This is a genomic window from Trichococcus sp. (genome assembly GCF_049684335.1).
Classification (GTDB): domain Bacteria; phylum Bacillota; class Bacilli; order Lactobacillales; family Aerococcaceae; genus Trichococcus.
This window is the reverse complement of the sequence record NZ_JBAVFV010000009.1, coordinates 18,989-35,087: the sequence shown is the minus strand read 5'-3', so window position 1 is coordinate 35,087 and position 16,099 is coordinate 18,989. Positions and strand designations below refer to the sequence as shown.

Annotated in this window: 14 protein-coding genes and 1 pseudogene; 13 read left to right on the top strand and 2 right to left on the bottom strand. The window is 44.5% G+C overall.

Annotated features, from left to right (window positions below; all coding sequences use genetic code 11):
• Positions 1–315: 315 nt before the first annotated feature.
• The 13 genes from WBM30_RS01770 (at position 316) to WBM30_RS01710 (ending at position 13,237) form a co-directional block, all read left to right on the top strand.
• Entirely contained in the window at positions 316–1,044 is a 729-nt protein-coding gene (locus tag WBM30_RS01770) for a GntR family transcriptional regulator (RefSeq protein WP_424899082.1), read from the top strand.
• Positions 1,045–1,086: 42 nt separating this feature from the next.
• Entirely contained in the window at positions 1,087–2,262 is a 1,176-nt protein-coding gene (locus WBM30_RS01765) for an SIS domain-containing protein (protein ID WP_424899081.1), read from the top strand.
• 26 nt (positions 2,263–2,288) lie between these two features.
• The gene (nagA, locus tag WBM30_RS01760) at positions 2,289–3,443 is read left to right on the top strand and encodes an N-acetylglucosamine-6-phosphate deacetylase (RefSeq protein WP_424899080.1); all 1,155 of its coding nucleotides are present in this window, start codon (positions 2,289–2,291) and stop codon (positions 3,441–3,443) included.
• Between the two features lie 19 nt (positions 3,444–3,462).
• Entirely contained in the window at positions 3,463–3,903 is a 441-nt protein-coding gene (gene agaF / locus WBM30_RS01755) for a PTS galactosamine/N-acetylgalactosamine transporter subunit IIA (protein WP_424899079.1), read from the top strand.
• On the top strand, positions 3,904–4,179 hold the full coding sequence (gene yajC, locus WBM30_RS01750; protein WP_176974237.1) for a preprotein translocase subunit YajC: 276 nt from the start codon (positions 3,904–3,906) through the stop codon (positions 4,177–4,179).
• A gap of 130 nt (positions 4,180–4,309) precedes the next feature.
• Entirely contained in the window at positions 4,310–4,786 is a 477-nt protein-coding gene (gene agaV / locus WBM30_RS01745) for a PTS N-acetylgalactosamine transporter subunit IIB (RefSeq protein ID WP_424899078.1), read from the top strand.
• Between the two features lie 29 nt (positions 4,787–4,815).
• Positions 4,816–5,628, top strand: coding sequence for a PTS mannose/fructose/sorbose/N-acetylgalactosamine transporter subunit IIC (locus WBM30_RS01740; protein WP_424899077.1), 813 nt, complete (start codon positions 4,816–4,818; stop codon positions 5,626–5,628).
• The gene (locus WBM30_RS01735; protein WP_424899076.1) at positions 5,618–6,658 is read left to right on the top strand and encodes a PTS system mannose/fructose/sorbose family transporter subunit IID; all 1,041 of its coding nucleotides are present in this window, start codon (positions 5,618–5,620) and stop codon (positions 6,656–6,658) included. The genes WBM30_RS01740 and WBM30_RS01735 overlap by 11 nt, the downstream gene beginning before the upstream one ends.
• Before the next feature lie 118 nt (positions 6,659–6,776).
• Complete coding sequence (gene lacC, locus WBM30_RS01730; protein WP_424899075.1) at positions 6,777–7,718, top strand: tagatose-6-phosphate kinase; 942 nt, start codon at positions 6,777–6,779, stop codon at positions 7,716–7,718.
• Between the two features lie 19 nt (positions 7,719–7,737).
• Positions 7,738–8,730 (top strand): tagatose-bisphosphate aldolase, encoded by a 993-nt coding sequence (gene lacD / locus WBM30_RS01725; protein ID WP_424899074.1) that lies wholly within the window; start codon positions 7,738–7,740, stop codon positions 8,728–8,730.
• 642 nt (positions 8,731–9,372) lie between these two features.
• Positions 9,373–10,962, top strand: a complete 1,590-nt coding sequence (locus WBM30_RS01720; RefSeq protein ID WP_424899097.1) for an alpha-glucoside-specific PTS transporter subunit IIBC — start codon at positions 9,373–9,375, stop codon at positions 10,960–10,962.
• 63 nt (positions 10,963–11,025) lie between these two features.
• Positions 11,026–12,369: a 6-phospho-alpha-glucosidase gene (locus tag WBM30_RS01715; protein ID WP_424899072.1), complete on the top strand. Its 1,344-nt coding sequence runs from the start codon at positions 11,026–11,028 to the stop codon at positions 12,367–12,369.
• A 100-nt stretch (positions 12,370–12,469) separates the two neighbouring features.
• Positions 12,470–13,237, top strand: coding sequence for a MurR/RpiR family transcriptional regulator (locus tag WBM30_RS01710; protein ID WP_424899071.1), 768 nt, complete (start codon positions 12,470–12,472; stop codon positions 13,235–13,237).
• Between the two features lie 263 nt (positions 13,238–13,500).
• On the opposite strand, the gene WBM30_RS01705 is transcribed toward WBM30_RS01710, so the two are convergent.
• Together WBM30_RS01705 and WBM30_RS01700 are read right to left on the bottom strand one after the other, a co-directional pair.
• On the bottom strand, positions 13,501–14,319 hold the full coding sequence (locus tag WBM30_RS01705; protein ID WP_424899070.1) for an endonuclease/exonuclease/phosphatase family protein: 819 nt from the start codon (positions 14,317–14,319) through the stop codon (positions 13,501–13,503).
• Positions 14,320–14,343: 24 nt separating this feature from the next.
• Positions 14,344–16,005: pseudogene (locus tag WBM30_RS01700) on the bottom strand (PTS transporter subunit IIBC); the annotation flags it as partial.
• Between the last annotated feature and the right edge of the window lie 94 nt (positions 16,006–16,099).

The following is a 16,099-nucleotide window of genomic DNA, read 5'->3' as shown; positions in this document are numbered from 1 at the left end:
AACTTTTCTGGGTACTGAAATCACGACAAGAGAAATCAAGTAATAATCAGAACTAGCCGGATACACCGCGTTTTTTCGCGGGTATCCGGCTAGTTTTTTATTTGTGCTGCAAACAATTGGAGTGCGTATCCTGCAACCATCATGTCTTCGGAAAAAAAGCGGACGGCGTAATGAATTCTGTGAAGATTATTGTTGACAAATGAAACCGGGTGCATTATTATTTACTTGTAACTGGTAATGACAAGTAGTTACCAGTTGGGGTGATGAGACAATTCTATTGGAAAGGACTGTCATTTCAGGAAAGAGGATGGAAATATGCTGGATAAAAATAGTTCGATTCCCTTATACAATCAGCTAGTTGATGTCTTAATCGCATACATAAAAACGAACTTAAGTGTTGATGAAAAAATGCTTTCCGAGAGAGAAATTTGCCTTAAATATGATGTCAGTCGTACAACGGTCCGCGCTGCATTGAATGAACTTGAAGAAATGGGATACATTCTTAAACGCCACGGAAAAGGGACATTTGTCTCGGGGCTATGGAAGGAAATGCAGAATTTATCAGATTCCTATAGCTTTACTGATCAGATGAGGCAAATCGAAAAAACACCGCACTCACAAGTGCTTTCACTGGATTACATCTTAGCAAATCAAGATCTCGCAAAAAATTTAGGTATTCAGGAAGGTGAGTATGTTTACAAAATGAAACGTCTTCGTTCGGCAGATGGGATGCGGATGATGTATGAAACAACGTTTATCCCAGCATATTTATTCACGGACCTGACAATCAGTAAGCTTGAAAGTATGCCTTTATACGAGTTGTATCCGCGATTTTATAATCAGGATATCAAGTACGCAGATGAAGAATTTTATGCTTCCGTATTACAAGAAAAAGAGGCTGAGCAATTAGGGCTGCCAATAGGATCGGCCTGCTTGCGAATTCGTCGGACAACCTATAGCCAAGAAAACAAAATTATTGAGTATACATTGAGTGTGGCGCGCGGTGACCAATTCGTCTACAAGATTCGCCATTCTAAAAAATAACAGCGGAATATAACAAGCAAGACAAAAAAAGGAGTGTTCAACGTGTTTACATTTTCAGAAAATCATTTAACTTCTCTGGGTGCTGAAATCACGACAAGAGAAATCAAGCAACAACCAGAATTATGGCAAGAAGCATTTGACTACTACATACGAGAGTCTCAACGTATCACAAACTTCCTTAAAATGATTAAGGATGCACATGAACATATTCGTGTCATTTTTACAGGAGCTGGAACATCCGCCTATGTAGGAGATACCATCTTACCTTACCTAAAAGAAAAAGGTGATGAAGCACATTTCGAGTTTCAAACCGTAGCTACGACGCATCTTGTTTCCAATCCTAAGAGTTATTTCAAAGCAGAAATACCGACCGTCTTAGTCTCGTTTGCCCGTAGCGGAAACAGTCCGGAGAGTTTGGCTTCTGTTGAATTAGGAAAACAAATAGTCAACGATTTTTATCAAATCACCATCACTTGTGCTCCAGATGGAAAGCTTGCTCAGCATGCTGCCGGAGACGACAAGAATTTGCTGCTGTTGATGCCGAGTCGTTCGAACGATCAAGGTTTTGCAATGACAGGAAGCTTTACTTGTATGACATTAACGGCACTTTTAACGTTCGACCCAGCTGAATCGGAAGAAAAAGAAGCCATCATATCTCGTATTATTTCAATGGGTAATACTGTCCTCACCCGCGAAGAGGAAATCCAAGCATTCGTAGATTTAGATTTCAATCGCGTTATCTATCTAGGATCTGGTGGTTTGGCGGGATTAGCCCGTGAAGTACAGCTTAAGATTCTGGAGTTGACAGCCGGTAAAGTCGCGACCGCTTTCGATAGCTCTCTGGGTTTCCGACACGGCCCGAAATCTTTTGTCGATGAGAAATCACTTGTATTCCTGTTTGTATCCAACGATGCCTACACACGCAAATACGACATCGACATGTTGACAGAGCTGGACGGAGACAAAGTTGCTCAAACGATTTGCGGCATTTCTGTAGACGGAAATCTGAAATTTGAAGGGACTAACTTTCTGTTTGAAGGAAGCTACGGACAAGTACCTGATGCTTATCTGGCTTTACCGTACGCGATGTTCGGACAAGCCTTATCCCTTTTCACTGCAATCAAAGTAGGAAATCGCCCTGATACACCATCTCCATCTGGAACAGTGAATCGCGTGGTGAAAGGTGTAAATATCTATAGTATCACCGATACAGAATAAATAACAAAAGAGAAGAAGGCTTGAAAATGAAAAAATATGTTTTCGCGGAAACGTTTTATTTCACCGATGGAGAAAAGGGACCAGGTTACCTCGAGATAACAGGCGGTAAGTTTGGATCATTTATAAGTGAAAAACCATCAGATGGCGACATTATCGACTATAGCGGTAAACGGATCGCTCCGGGTTTGGTCGATACACATATTCATGGCTATAAAGGCTACGACGTGATGGACAACGATTTGGGAGGGCTAAATGTTATTGCCGAGGGAATCCTTTCTTGTGGAGTAACGTCATTTCTGCCGACGACACTGACTGCCTCGACGGAACAACTGGATGCGGTATGCGCCATGATCGGAGAGAACATAGCTAGCATCCGGGGCGCGAAAATACAGGGGATTTTCTTGGAAGGACCGTTCTTTAGTGAAAAATATAAAGGGGCTCAGAATCCTAAATACATGGGAGATCCCTCTATCGAAAAACTAGCCAAATGGCAAAAATTAGCTAGAGGCAACGTGAAAAAAATTGCGTTGGCCCCAGAAAGAGCCGGTACGTTGGATTTTATCGATTATGCAACAGAACATAACATCCGTACGGCTATTGCCCATACAGAAGCCACCTATGAGCAGTGCAAAGAGGCCGTTGAACATGGTGCGAACATTTTCGTACATACATACAATGGCATGCGCGGTCTTCATCATCGTGAACCAGGCGTTGTCGGAGCAGCCATAACTCTAAAGAATGTATTCGATGAACTGATTTGCGACGGCCATCACGTGCATCCGGTATCCGCTCAAGTTGTAATGGATGGCCACGGCCGTGATAAGACGGTATTGGTTACCGACTGCATGCGTGGTGGTGGGCTCGGAGAAGGAGAGTCGATGCTGGGAGAGTTCCCTGTTTTGATCAAGGATGGCGCCGCACGATTGGTATCCGACGGTAGCTTAGCAGGCAGCGTTCTTGAACTGATTCAGGCGGTGCAAAACGTCGTATCATGGGGGATTGCTACACCCGCTGAGGCCATAAAAATGGCGAGTTTTATTCCCGCCCAAAGTGTTGGTATCGATGGCGTCTGCGGACAAATCGCTAAAGGACATGCAGCGGATTTTATCGTATTGAATGAAAATTTAGAATTGGAAGAAACTTATTTAGACGGAAAGATAGCTTATATGAAGTACAAATGAAAATAAGGAAGGTGATTTGATGATTGGTTGCATTGTTACTGGACATGGAGAATTTGCAATTGGAATGACAAAAGCATTAACAATGATTGGAGGAGATCAAGAACACTATGCAGTCGTTCCATTTTTTGAAGAAGATTCACTGGAAATGTTTGAAAATAATATGGAGGAATCCATAGCAAACTTGCGTCAGCATACGGATGGTGTCATCATTTTCACTGATTTAATGGGAGGTACGCCATTCCGTACAGCTATGATCAAGGCATCCGAGTACGATAAGGTTGAGGTTATCACCGGAACGAACCTTCCTATGCTGATCGAAATCGGTTTGGGACGCATCTACAGTGAAGATGTGGACGCATTGGCTGAGCAAGCCGTACAAGTGGGAATGCAGGGTGTCCAGCATCCCAAACTGCCGGTAGATAAAGAAGAGCAAGAAAACGAAGAAATGGAGGGGATTTAGATGTGGGAAATCATATTAGGTTCATCCATCGTGATGATAGCCTTCATTATCCTGGTGCTTATTGTTTATTACTTGACGAGCTTTCGTGGTGTGAAGAAGCAGAAAGAACATTTCTCTCAGTTGCATACAGCGCTTGCTAAAGGGCAAAAAGTCAGTTTTGCAAATGGTATTTATGGGGTCGTCAGTTCAGTCGGTACCGATACGGTGGATATCCAAGTGAAATCTGGGGCCATCATGACCATTTCTCGGTATGCCATTTCTGAAATCATGAAATAGAGCAGCCTTGTTCAGGAAGTATTTTTGGTGAGTGTCCAATGGATTTTAATTAAATAAAAAGTCCAGCAATTCTGCGAGTTTTGTAAGCGTATCCTTTTTAAAGGTAGATAGTCAAGAGAGGAGCAATACCATGCCAAACATATTATTGACAAGAATAGATAATCGACTCATTCACGGACAGGTGGCCACCCAATGGAACTCAACTTTAGGGTCCAACCTGATTCTCGTAGCGAATGATAAAGTTGCAGGAGACAAAATGAGGCAAGGCTTAATGGACATGGCGGCACCATCAGGAGTAGCTACACGTTACTTCACTTTGGAAAAAACCATTGAAATTATTCATAAAGCAACTGATCGTCAGAAGATTTTTATCATTTGTGAGAATCCTTCAGACGTTTTGAAATTAGTGGAGGGAGGTGTACCCATCAAGAAAGTCAACATCGGTAACATGCATATGTCCGAAGGGAAACGTCAAGTAGCAACATCTGTTGCGGTTGATGAGAACGATATTGTAGCCTTCAAAAAACTTCAGGAGAAGGGCGTTGAACTGGAAATCCGACGTGTACCAACGATGGCAGCTGAAGATGTATCAAAATTATATAGTTAAGCGTTTCAATTTGAAAGGGGAAATAAATAATGGAATTTGATTACAGCATTATTCAAATCATTCTCGTTTTCGTTGTAACTTTCATTGCTGCAATTGATCAATTCAGTTTCTTGGAGTCGCTGTATCAACCAATTGTTATGGGGCCGGTCATTGGTTTGATTTTAGGCGACGTAACCACAGGGTTGATTGTCGGTGGTACCTATCAATTGATGACCATCGGGAACATGCCAGTAGGGGGAGCTCAACCACCTAATGCGGTTATCGGGGGAATTATGGCGACAATTTTGGCGATTTCGCTGAAGTTGGAACCAACCGTTGCCGTAGCGACTGCGGTACCGTTCTCATTGCTTGGTCAGTATGGTGTAACGCTAATCTTTTCAGCGATGTCTCCAATGATGTCAATAGCTGACAAATATGCACACAATGCGGATGACAAGGGTATTGAGAAGTTGAATTATCTGGCAATGACAATATTAGGACTTATCTTTGGTGTTATCGTAACGCTATTCTTTATCGGTGGAGCTGCTTTCGGAGACTCTGTAGTAGGTGCTATTCCAGCTTGGTTAATGGGTGGTTTAAGTGCGGCCGGAGGTATGATGCGTTATGTCGGTTTTGCAATTCTATTAAAAGTTATGGTTTCACGCGAAATGTGGGGATTCTATTTCACTGGATTCGCTCTAGCAAACATCGTAGCCGGTATTCCAGCTCTAAGCGGATCTGCATTATTACTACTAGCGTTAATCGGCTTCGGCTTTGCATTCTGGGATTACCAAATACAAACAAAATTCAAGACTGCAAACGTAGGTGTTACAACTGACGGAGGTGGAGAAGATGGCATATAACATTCCGGATTCATATAAAAATACAACGGCAGCCCCTAAACTTGATCAGAAAACATTAAATAAAATGGTATGGCGTTCATTGTTTCTGCAAGCTTCTTTCAACTTCGAACGGATGCAAGCAAACGGATGGTTATACGGGATTTTACCAGGTCTGAAAAAAATCCATACAGATGAAGATGACTTGGCAGCTTCTATGTCGCATAACTTGGAATTTTTCAACACGCATCCATTCTTGGTAACATTCGTAATGGGTATTGTATTATCACTCGAACAGAATAAAACAGATATCCCAACTATCCGTGCCGTACGGGTTGCTGCAATGGGTCCTTTAGGTGGTATAGGTGATGCACTGTTCTGGTTCACTTTGGTTCCAATCACAGCGGGTATCACTGCAAACATGGCTTTGACCGGCAATATCGCGGCACCATTCATCTTCCTGCTCGTTTTCAACGCTGCGCAATTCGGTATCCGTTTCTTCTTGATGAATTGGTCATACAAATTAGGTACGGATGCAATCGGCCTTCTTACCGAGAATGCAAAGGAATTTACACGTGCTGCCAGCATCTTAGGTATCTTTGTTGTTGGTTCTTTAACAAGTTTATATGGTGCTACAAAATTAGGTGTCGAAGTACCGAATGGCACTACATTTGAAACGGTTGCTATCACGACTGTTGTGACTGCTGATTCATTGGATACATATGCTGACCAAATCTATAGTATGGATGAAGCCGGAGCCCCCGTTGTCGACGCTGCTACAGGCGAACCTGTCCTAGCTGATGGCGCAAGCATTCGTGAACTTTCGAATGGCGACATGCAAATCACTTACAATGAATTCGATGAAGTACCAGTAACAATCAATATCCAAGGCATTTTGGATGGTATTTTACCACAATTGATTCCATTGTCCTTAACCTTGATGCTTTATTTCTTCTTTGTGAAGAGGAATTGGACACCATTGAAAGCTATCGGACTATTGTTGGTACTTGGCTTGCTAGGGTCTGGGTTCGGAATCTGGCCTTCTATTTGGTAGGAAGTTCCTCTTAGAATAACGTTTGAATAAGTTGACATCCAACGACACAAGTGGTCGTTGGATGTGTTTTTGAAGAAAGTATGAGCGAAAATACCCAAACACTAAATGAGGTGGAAATGTGATTGTAACGGTAACTATGAATCCATCGGTGGACATCTCTTATCAACTTGGAAAACTCGTCATAAACGATGTGAATCGTGTGGAGAATGTTTCCAAAACAGCGGGTGGGAAAGGTTTGAATGTCAGCCGTGTCGCAAAGCAACTCGGTAGTAACGTATTGGCTACAGGTATTATTGGTGGTACGATCGGGGAGTTTATCCAAGAACAATTAGATCAACAGAAAATCCAACATGATTTTTATCAGACGACCAAAGAATCACGGAATTGTATCGCCATTCTCCATGAGGACAATCAAACCGAAATTCTCGAGGCTGGACCAACGTTGAGTGAATGGGAAGAGAATGAATTCTTGAAACATTTTGCAAATATATTACGTGATGAATCCGTTTCGGTCATTACCATTTCTGGGAGTCTACCGAAAGGGCTATCACCGGGCTGCTATGAAAAAATGATTATGCAGGCAAATGAAAAGGATATCCCGCTTGTTCTTGATACTTCAGGAGAACCATTCCAACGAGTTTTGGAAGCAACTGATAGTAAACCGACCGTCATCAAGCCAAATATCAGTGAACTAAGCGCACTGGAAGGCAAAACGTTGAGCGGAAACTTGAATGATTTGAAAGCAGTTCTGGAAGGAACACGCTATCAGGGGATTGAATGGATTATTGTCTCAATGGGAAGTAAAGGCGCATTCGCTAAACACAATGACTGGTACTATCGTGTCGAAGTTCCAAAAATCGAGGCAGTCAGCCCTGTAGGTTCAGGCGATGCAACGGTAGCGGGAATTGCGGCAGCACTGGAATCCAAATGTGCAGATGAAGAATTATTGAAGATGGCCATGACAGCAGGCGTATTGAATACGTTGGAGTCAAAGACCGGACAAATTAATCGTGAAAATTATGATTTCTATTATAGACAGATACAAGTCACTAGGATATAAAAATTAAAGGAGTGTACTTATGCATAATGTAACAAAAGGAAAATACGAATACCTGAAGAATGTTTCTGATAAAAATAATGTCATAGCGGCATTAGCAATTGACCAAAGAGGGTCATTGAAAAAGATGATCGCTGATAATAGTGCTACAGATGTTGGGGATGAGGGCATCATCAACTTCAAAAATTTGGTATCGCAAGAATTGACGAAGTATTCTTCATCCATTTTATTGGATCCCGAATATGGTTTACCTGCAGCAGGCTTGCGCGATGAAAATGCGGGTCTATTGATTTCATATGAAAAAACAGGTTATGATGCAACAGAAATAGGAAGGCTTCCTGATTTGTTGGCAACCTGGTCAGCAAAACGTATCAAGGAAATCCCGGCAGATGCCGTAAAAATTTTGCTATATTACGATATCGATGAAGATGAAGCAATAAATGATCAAAAACATGGCTTTGTTGAACGTGTTGGTTCAGAATGTATTGCTGAAGATATTCCTTTCTTTCTTGAAATTGTAACGTATGATGCAAGTAATATCGATGTAAATTCTCCTGAATATGCAAAATTAAAACCACGCAAAGTCATTGAATCCATGAAAGTATTCTCTGATCCGCGCTATGCTGTGGATGTGTTGAAAATGGAAGTCCCTGTCAACATGAACTATGTTGAAGGATTTTCAAAGGGTGAAGTTGTTCACACACGTGAAGGAGCTTTAGCATTCTTCAAAGAACAGTCTGAAGCGACAGAATTACCATTCATTTTCTTGAGTGCGGGTGTTTCCGCAGAATTATTCCAAAAAACATTGGAATTCGCAAAAGAAGGCGGATCGACATTCAATGGTGTACTGTGCGGTCGTGCAACATGGAAAGACTCAGTAGTCATTTTCGCCCGTGATGGCGTTGATGCTGCAAGAGAATGGTTACAGACAGTCGGACGTAAAAATATCGAAGATCTGAATGCTGTCATTGAAAAAACTGCAACACCATGGGCTGAAAAAATCACAGTAGAATAATATGATAATAAATTAAGAAAAGAATGATCTTCAGCTAAGCTGAAGATCATTCTTTTCTTTTCTGTAGGGACTCCTTAGCAAGTATAAAACCTCTTACTGAATATGTCGGACATACAGATTGAAAATAATATGGAAAGACATCTCTTTAAACAATAACCATTCAAAAAACGCATTTACCCGATGGGTTGGGCGACGAGGATGAGCCGGAACGGTATGATGGCAAGATATGTGCATAAATGAACAGCGGCTGATATCAACTTTACATGTTGAGATAGTTTGAGCCCACAGCAAAGAGGATGTTTTCGGATCATTTTTATGGTTTGAGAACATCCTTTTTATGTAGCTGATAAAAATTACACGAGCAAAACTCCAAGCCCTTAATGGTCTGAGATGCAAGGCCATTTGTTTCCGCCAAACTTGACTTCGAACGCTTGCGGAGGATCCCAGAGGATGTAGGTGATGCGCAGCGGCACGTCTTATAGATGCTTAGACAAACCCCTTGGGAAATTTCCCGGGAAATGGTAAAAAGGCCAGTGTGAGAACGCTTTCCCTAAAAGGGTCCATCTTATTGTTGGGCCCTTTTACCCGTGCTATAGTAGTCACATGAAAAGGATTTCAAAAAACAAAAGGAGATGAAAAATGATGATGCAGAAATTGCAACGCTTCGGCGGCGCCATGTTTACACCTGTTTTATTATTCGCTTTTGCAGGGATTATCTTGTCGCTTTCGATCATGTTCCAAAATGAAATGTTGGTTGGTGGAATCGCAGCGGAAGGAACGATATGGAAAAACTTCTGGGCGGTTGTTGAATCCGGTGGGTGGACAGTTTTTAATCAGATTGAGTTATTATTCGTTATTGGTTTGCCTATGGGATTGGCGCAAAAAGCAAATGCTCGTGCAGCTTTGGAGTCGTTCGTTGTTTATACCACATTTAACAACTTCTTAAGCAAAATTCTTCAGCTGATGGGACCGACATTCAATGTTGACTTCACCCAAGAAGTCGGCGGCAACAGTGGCCTGAAAATGATTGCTGGGACTAAGACGCTGGACACCAATTTAATCGGTGCTATCTTGATTGCGGCAATCGTTGTGTGGATTCACAATCGCTATTTCGAAAAGAAATTGCCTGATTGGATCGGTATTTTCCAAGGTTCTTCGTTAGTCGTGATCATTGGGTTCTTCCTGATGTTGCCCGTAGCGTTTTTGACGGCTTGGATTTGGCCGATCATCCAAAGCGGCATCGGATCAGCACAAGGCTTCATGGCCAGTTCCGGGACATTCGGTGTTTGGTTGTATGTGTTCCTTGAACGGATTTTGATTCCGACGGGCTTGCACCACTTCATCTACCAACCGTTCATTTTTGGGCCAGCGGTAGTCGAAGGCGGGTTGACCGCTGCTTGGTTGGAAAATCTGAATACATTCGCACAGTCGACTAAGCCTTTGAAAGAGTTGTTCCCTGAAGGTGGGTTTGCGCTGCATAATGTTTCCAAACTATTCGCACCTTTGGGGATTGCGGCTGCTTTTTATACGACAGCCAGTCCTGAGAAGCGTAAAAAAACATTGGCACTGTTGATTCCGACAGCTTTGACCGCCATTCTTTCCGGGATCACGGAACCGTTCGAATTCACGTTCCTTTTCATCGCACCGCAGTTGTTCTTGGTTCATGCTTTGTTGGCGGCAACTTTAGGCGCGACCGTATATGCTTTCGGAGTTGTCGGAGATATCGGTGGTGGGTTGATCACGAACCTGTCGCAGTTCATCATTCCGATGTCAATCAATCATATGGGTTCGGTCCTAACTCTCTTCGCAGTCGGCTTTGCATTCAGTGTCATCTATTTCTTTGTGTTCCGATTCGCCATTCTGAAATATGACCTGAAAACACCTGGGCGTGAAGATGCTGAAGAAGTCAAGATGTACAGCAAACAAGAGTACCGGGAAAAGCAAGCCAAGAAAAATGCTGGCGAGCTGGCAGGCAATCCGTACACTGTGAGAGCTGCGCATTATATGGAAGCGTTAGGTGGCGTTGATAATATTGTCGAGGTGAACAACTGCGCTACAAGGCTACGTGTGACGGTGGCAGATGAAGCATTGGTGGCAACCGATGCGGAATTCAAAGAAGGTGGTGCTCATGGTCTCGTCAGAAATGGAAGGGCATTTCAAGTGATTGTGGGGCTGGATGTTCCGCAAGTCAGGGAAGCATTCGATCAGCTGGTCGAACAAAGACCGATTTAACAACATATCCAATAGATTTATCATCATAAAAAACTAAGTTAAAAATAGAAAGGGAGAATAAAAATGGAATTAAAAAAACAATCAATCGCTATCGCAGGCGGAGGCAGCACTTTTACACCGGGAATCATTATGATGTTGTTGGAGAATCTGGAGATTTTTCCGATCAGACAAATCAAATTCTATGACAATGATCCGGAGAGACAGAAGCAAATCGCGGATGCGTGCGAAATTATCCTAAAAGAACGTGCGCCTCAAATCACTTTTGTTGCAACTACTGATCCCGAAACTGCTTTTACCGATATCGATTTCGTGATGGCCCATATCCGTGTCGGGAAATACGCGATGCGTGAAAAAGATGAAAAAATTCCTTTGAAATACGGCGTCATCGGCCAGGAAACTTGTGGACCGGGCGGGATTGCATACGGCATGCGTTCGATAGGAGGCGTGCTGGAGTTAGTGGATTACATGGAACAATATTCTCCGAACGCATGGATGCTGAACTACTCCAATCCAGCGGCGATTGTAGCGGAAGCGACGCGTAAACTGCGTCCAAACAGCAAAATCATCAACATATGCGATATGCCGGTAGGTATCGAACATCGCATGGCGGAAATTCTTGGAATGAAATCCCGCAAAGAACTTTCCATACGCTACTATGGATTGAACCACTTCGGATGGTGGACAGATATCCGTGATAAAGACGGCAATGACCTGATGCCTGCAATCCAAAAGCATGTCAAAGAGCATGGCTACCTCACGCCTGCCGAGCTGGAAGGAAAGGGCAGCGAGGAAGTCGAAGCGAGCTGGGTACACACATTCGGAAAAGCCAAAGAAGTTTATCCACTGGATCCAAAAACCTTGCCGAACACTTATTTGAAGTACTACTTATTCCCACAAGATGAAGTCGAAAAAGCCAATCCTGAATATACCCGCGCCAACGAGGTGATGGATCACCGTGAGAAGATGGTCTTTGGGGAATGCAACCGCATTGCGCAACTTGGGACAGCGGTGAATTCCGAACTGGAAATGGACGATCACGCTTCTTACATTGTCGATTTGGCTCGGGCGATTGCGTACAATACAAAAGAGCGCATGCTGTTGATTGTTCCGAATAATGGGGCGATCTCCAATTTTGATCCGACAGCGATGGTGGAAATTCCTTGCATCGTCGGTTCAAATGGTCCGGAACCGCTAGTTCAAGGTGAAATCCCTCGCTTCCAAAAAGGTTTGATGGAACAGCAAGTCGCTGTTGAAAAACTGGTAGTGGAAGCTTGGGAAGAAGGCTCCTACCAAAAATTATGGCAAGCACTGACTGTTTCCCGCATCGTGCCGAATGCGCGTGTAGCCAAAAACATTCTGGATGATTTCATTGCCGTCAACACGGAGTTTTGGCCAACTTTAAACTAAGAGTTCCGTCCTGAAACAGACACTTCATATGATACAATAGAGTCGCACACCAAAGAGAGTTGCTCTTGGTAGGCGACTCTTTGTTTACGGAGGGATATGGGTGGAATTAGAAGGCATCATCAATGAGCACTTCCAGGAACTGAATGAAAATGAAAAAGCCATTATTGAATACATCATCAGGAACAAGGCGAATTGCCAAGAAATGACCATTATTGAATTGGCGAAAGAGACGCTGACATCGAAATCATCCATCCTGCGCTTGACGCAAAAGCTGGGATTCAGCGGATACAGTGAGTTCAAATACAGCATCCGAAAAGATATTTCCAAGCAAAACGTCACCGGAGAAAAACAAGATCTTTACAGTCTGCAGATCAAAGACATTGAAGCGACAAAGAAAATTTTTGAACAAACCGAATTGACACCCATTTTGAAGCAGTTGCATGAAGCAAATCGGATTTATTGTTATGGAACAGGTTGGGGACAGCGCAATGTTTTAGCCGACTTCTTACGCTCGATGATTGCTGTCGGCAAATATCCCATTCTATTGGAAGCCAAAAGGGAATTGGAAATGGCATCCAAAAGCGACATAAGGCCTTCTGACTTGTTGATCGTGGTTTCGTTGAGCGGGGACATACGCGAAGTTGAAAAAGAAATGGGCATTTTGAAGCTAAAAGGCATTCCGATTGTCTCGATTACTAGCTTGAGCAATAACAGTTTAGCTTCTTTAGGGAAGTATAATCTGTATTTCCAAAGCACCCCGGTCATGCAGGGTGACACCGAAATTGTTTCCTTCCTGCCCATCCACCTGACTTTGGACAGCCTGTACAGAAAATATGTGGATTACACGAATAGCCTACTCAAGCAGTGACGTCAGAGCGGATAACGCTGCGACTTAGCCCGCCAAACGTGATTTGGCGGGCTTTTTGGACCGGATTCGACCAGAAATAACCTTCCAAAACTGCTTTGGAAGGTTATTTCGGTGTGGAACGCTCTATTTTTCCCCGCCAAAATGCTTTTGGCGGGGAATTCCGCATTTCACGGCGCCCCCGCCTCCGTGCCCAACAAGACTAAATGTAAAAAGAAGGTATACCTCGCGCGAGGTATACCTTCTTTCATCCAAATGTATTAAGTTTAAGCGTACGTTACCGCAACTCCGTAATGATCAGACACGCAAGCCAACTTCTTTCCATCGAACTTAACTTCGTACGTTTCGACCGCTTGTGGTTGATCCGAGAAGATGTAATCGATGCGCAAGGGCACTTCGTTTCCTTCCCAGCCGTCGATCGCCGGCGGAACCGTTGCGGAGCCGCTTCGCGTTGCGGCGACGGCGTAGGCATCTTGCCAGCCGGCGTTCGTGATGAGGTCGTAGCCTTCGCTGCGGACATCGGCTGGGTTGTTGACGTCACCCATCACGTAGATGGGCTTGATGTCGCGCAGCTTTTTGACTGCAGACTCAACTGCAGACCACTCGCGCAGGAATGGATTTTCTTCTTCCTCTTTCCACCAGGATAGGTGGACGGAGACGAAAGCAGCGGCTTCGGTCTCGAGGACCAAAGCGCGTCGGGTGTGGATGCTTTCGAAATCATTGACTATAGAAAGTTGGACCTGATCGACTGACTGAATCGGCGCTTTGCTGAGGATGGCGACACCTTCGTCGAAGCGGAAGTAGCCTTGGTGGCACGGCACCCAAGACCAATGGTAGACAAGGCCTTTCTCTGCTAGGGCCTTCACCAAGAAGTAGGCGAAGTTATCCGATTTGATCGGGATTTCATTCTGCGTCGCGTGATAGCCTTCCGGATCGTTGATGACCGGCCCGGAAGAGAGTTGATTCACTTCCTGCAGGGCGATGGCGTCATATTGGTTTTCCACGATGTCGGCAACAAGAGGGGCAAACAGGCTAGGATCTGCTGTTTGGACCCAGCTGTACGTATTCAAAGTCAGTAGTTTCATGTGGTCCTCACCTTTCTATTTTCCTAATAAATCTATTATATCAGATTTCAGGACATCTGCTTGAGGTCCGTACACGACTTGGATGCCTTTGCCTTTGCGGATGACGCCGCGTGCGCCCAGTGTGGACCATTTTTTGTCTTCCGCAACTTGTGTTTCATCTTTGACCGTGACGCGCAAACGTGTCATACACGCATCGACTTCAGAAATGTTGTCTTGCCCGCCGAATGCGCCGATGATGTTCCAAACAAGTTTGTCGTTATCGGATGCAGCAGCGTTGCCGGTCGTTGTTGCAGTGGAAGGAGCAGCTTCTTCGCCTTCACCATCGAAGTCGGTATAGTTGCCCAAACGTCCTGGTGTTGCGAATTTGAAGCGCTTGATCATGAAGTTGGCAACGAAGTACATAATCACAGCAAATGCGAGCGTCACCCAGATGTAGTTGACGACATCCAACCACAAGCCGGCTTTCAAGGACATCGGGATGCGGGTCAGGAATTCCAGCGTACCGAAGGAGTGGACACGCAGGCTGATGATATCGGCCATGGCAAAAGCGACCCCTTGCAGGACTGCGTAGACTCCGTAAAGCAGCGGTGCAGCGAACATGAACATGTACTCAAGCGGCTCAGTTACGCCTGTCAGGAAAACAGCGATGGCTGCGGAGAAGAACATGGATTTATATTTCGGACGTTTGTCGGCATCGACGTTGCGGTACATTGCATAAGCCAAGCCCATCAAGCTGCCGGCAGCGCCGATCATTTGGCCAACTTTGAAGCGGGCCGGAGTGAATGCATTCAGCAATTCGTTGTAGCCTGCGGTATCTCCAGTGTTGTTCAAATTCACCAAATCGCTGGCCCAAGCCAACCATAGCGGATCTTGTCCGAACACTTGCGAACCTGCAGCGGCACCCGTCAAGATTGTGTAAGTTCCGCCCAAGGAAGTGTAGTTCATCGGAATCGTCAGCATATGGTGCAGACCGAACGGCAACAACAGACGCTCCAGTGTACCGTATACGAACGGCGCCAAAATCGGTGCTGTATCCGCGGAGTCTGCGATCCAAATCCCGAAATTATTGATGCCGGTCTGAACGACTGGCCAGATGATTGCCAAGACAAGGGAAATTAGAACGGACCAACCAATGACGACGAAAGGCACGAAGCGTTTGCCGTTGAAGAAGGACAACGCATCAGGAAGTTTGCGGTAATTGTAGTATTTGTTGAAGATGACGGCACCGACAAAACCGGCGATGATACCGACGAAGACGCCCATATTCAAAGCAGGTGCGCCCAAAACGTTAGTGAAGTAGCCGTTCACCAGGATGTCCTGTCCGAACAAGGTTTTGGTTGTCGCGCCGTCCGTAGCCAGCATGTCTCCGGTCACCGCGAAAAGTTTACCGGTCGTGCGGTTGATCAGGATGAAGGCAAGCAGTGCTGCGAAGGCTCCGCCGGCACGTTCTTTCGCCCAAGATCCCCCGATGGCGACAGCGAACAGGATATGCAGGTTGACGATGACAGCCCAACCTAGGTCTTCGATAACCCCAGCCGTTGTCAGCAACAGTTGGACATCCCCCGAGAACATAGCGATCATTTTACCGATACTGATCATCAAACCAGCTGCCGGCATGACCGCGATAACGACCATCAAAGCTTTACCGAATTTTTGCCAAAAATCAAACGTAAATATTTTTTTCATTTTTAAAACTCCTCTCAAAATTTATCAGTGCAATCGATTGCAACGTTTACGATTCGAAGTATAGAACATATCCAGAGATTTTGCAAGCGTTCTA

What these genes read in the sequence shown, in the direction of transcription:
- agaF (WP_424899079.1), top strand. Translation starts at nt 3,463, where the DNA reads ATGATTGGTTGCATTGTTACTGGACATGGAGAATTTGCAATTGGAATG.
- nagA (WP_424899080.1), top strand. Translation starts at nt 2,289, where the DNA reads ATGAAAAAATATGTTTTCGCGGAAACGTTTTATTTCACCGATGGAGAA.
- WBM30_RS01770 (WP_424899082.1), top strand. Translation starts at nt 316, where the DNA reads ATGCTGGATAAAAATAGTTCGATTCCCTTATACAATCAGCTAGTTGAT.
- WBM30_RS01735 (WP_424899076.1), top strand. Translation starts at nt 5,618, where the DNA reads ATGGCATATAACATTCCGGATTCATATAAAAATACAACGGCAGCCCCT.
- WBM30_RS01705 (WP_424899070.1), bottom strand. Translation starts at nt 14,319, where the DNA reads ATGAAACTACTGACTTTGAATACGTACAGCTGGGTCCAAACAGCAGAT.
- yajC (WP_176974237.1), top strand. Translation starts at nt 3,904, where the DNA reads ATGTGGGAAATCATATTAGGTTCATCCATCGTGATGATAGCCTTCATT.
- agaV (WP_424899078.1), top strand. Translation starts at nt 4,310, where the DNA reads ATGCCAAACATATTATTGACAAGAATAGATAATCGACTCATTCACGGA.
- WBM30_RS01740 (WP_424899077.1), top strand. Translation starts at nt 4,816, where the DNA reads ATGGAATTTGATTACAGCATTATTCAAATCATTCTCGTTTTCGTTGTA.
- WBM30_RS01720 (WP_424899097.1), top strand. Translation starts at nt 9,373, where the DNA reads ATGATGCAGAAATTGCAACGCTTCGGCGGCGCCATGTTTACACCTGTT.
- WBM30_RS01715 (WP_424899072.1), top strand. Translation starts at nt 11,026, where the DNA reads ATGGAATTAAAAAAACAATCAATCGCTATCGCAGGCGGAGGCAGCACT.
- lacD (WP_424899074.1), top strand. Translation starts at nt 7,738, where the DNA reads ATGCATAATGTAACAAAAGGAAAATACGAATACCTGAAGAATGTTTCT.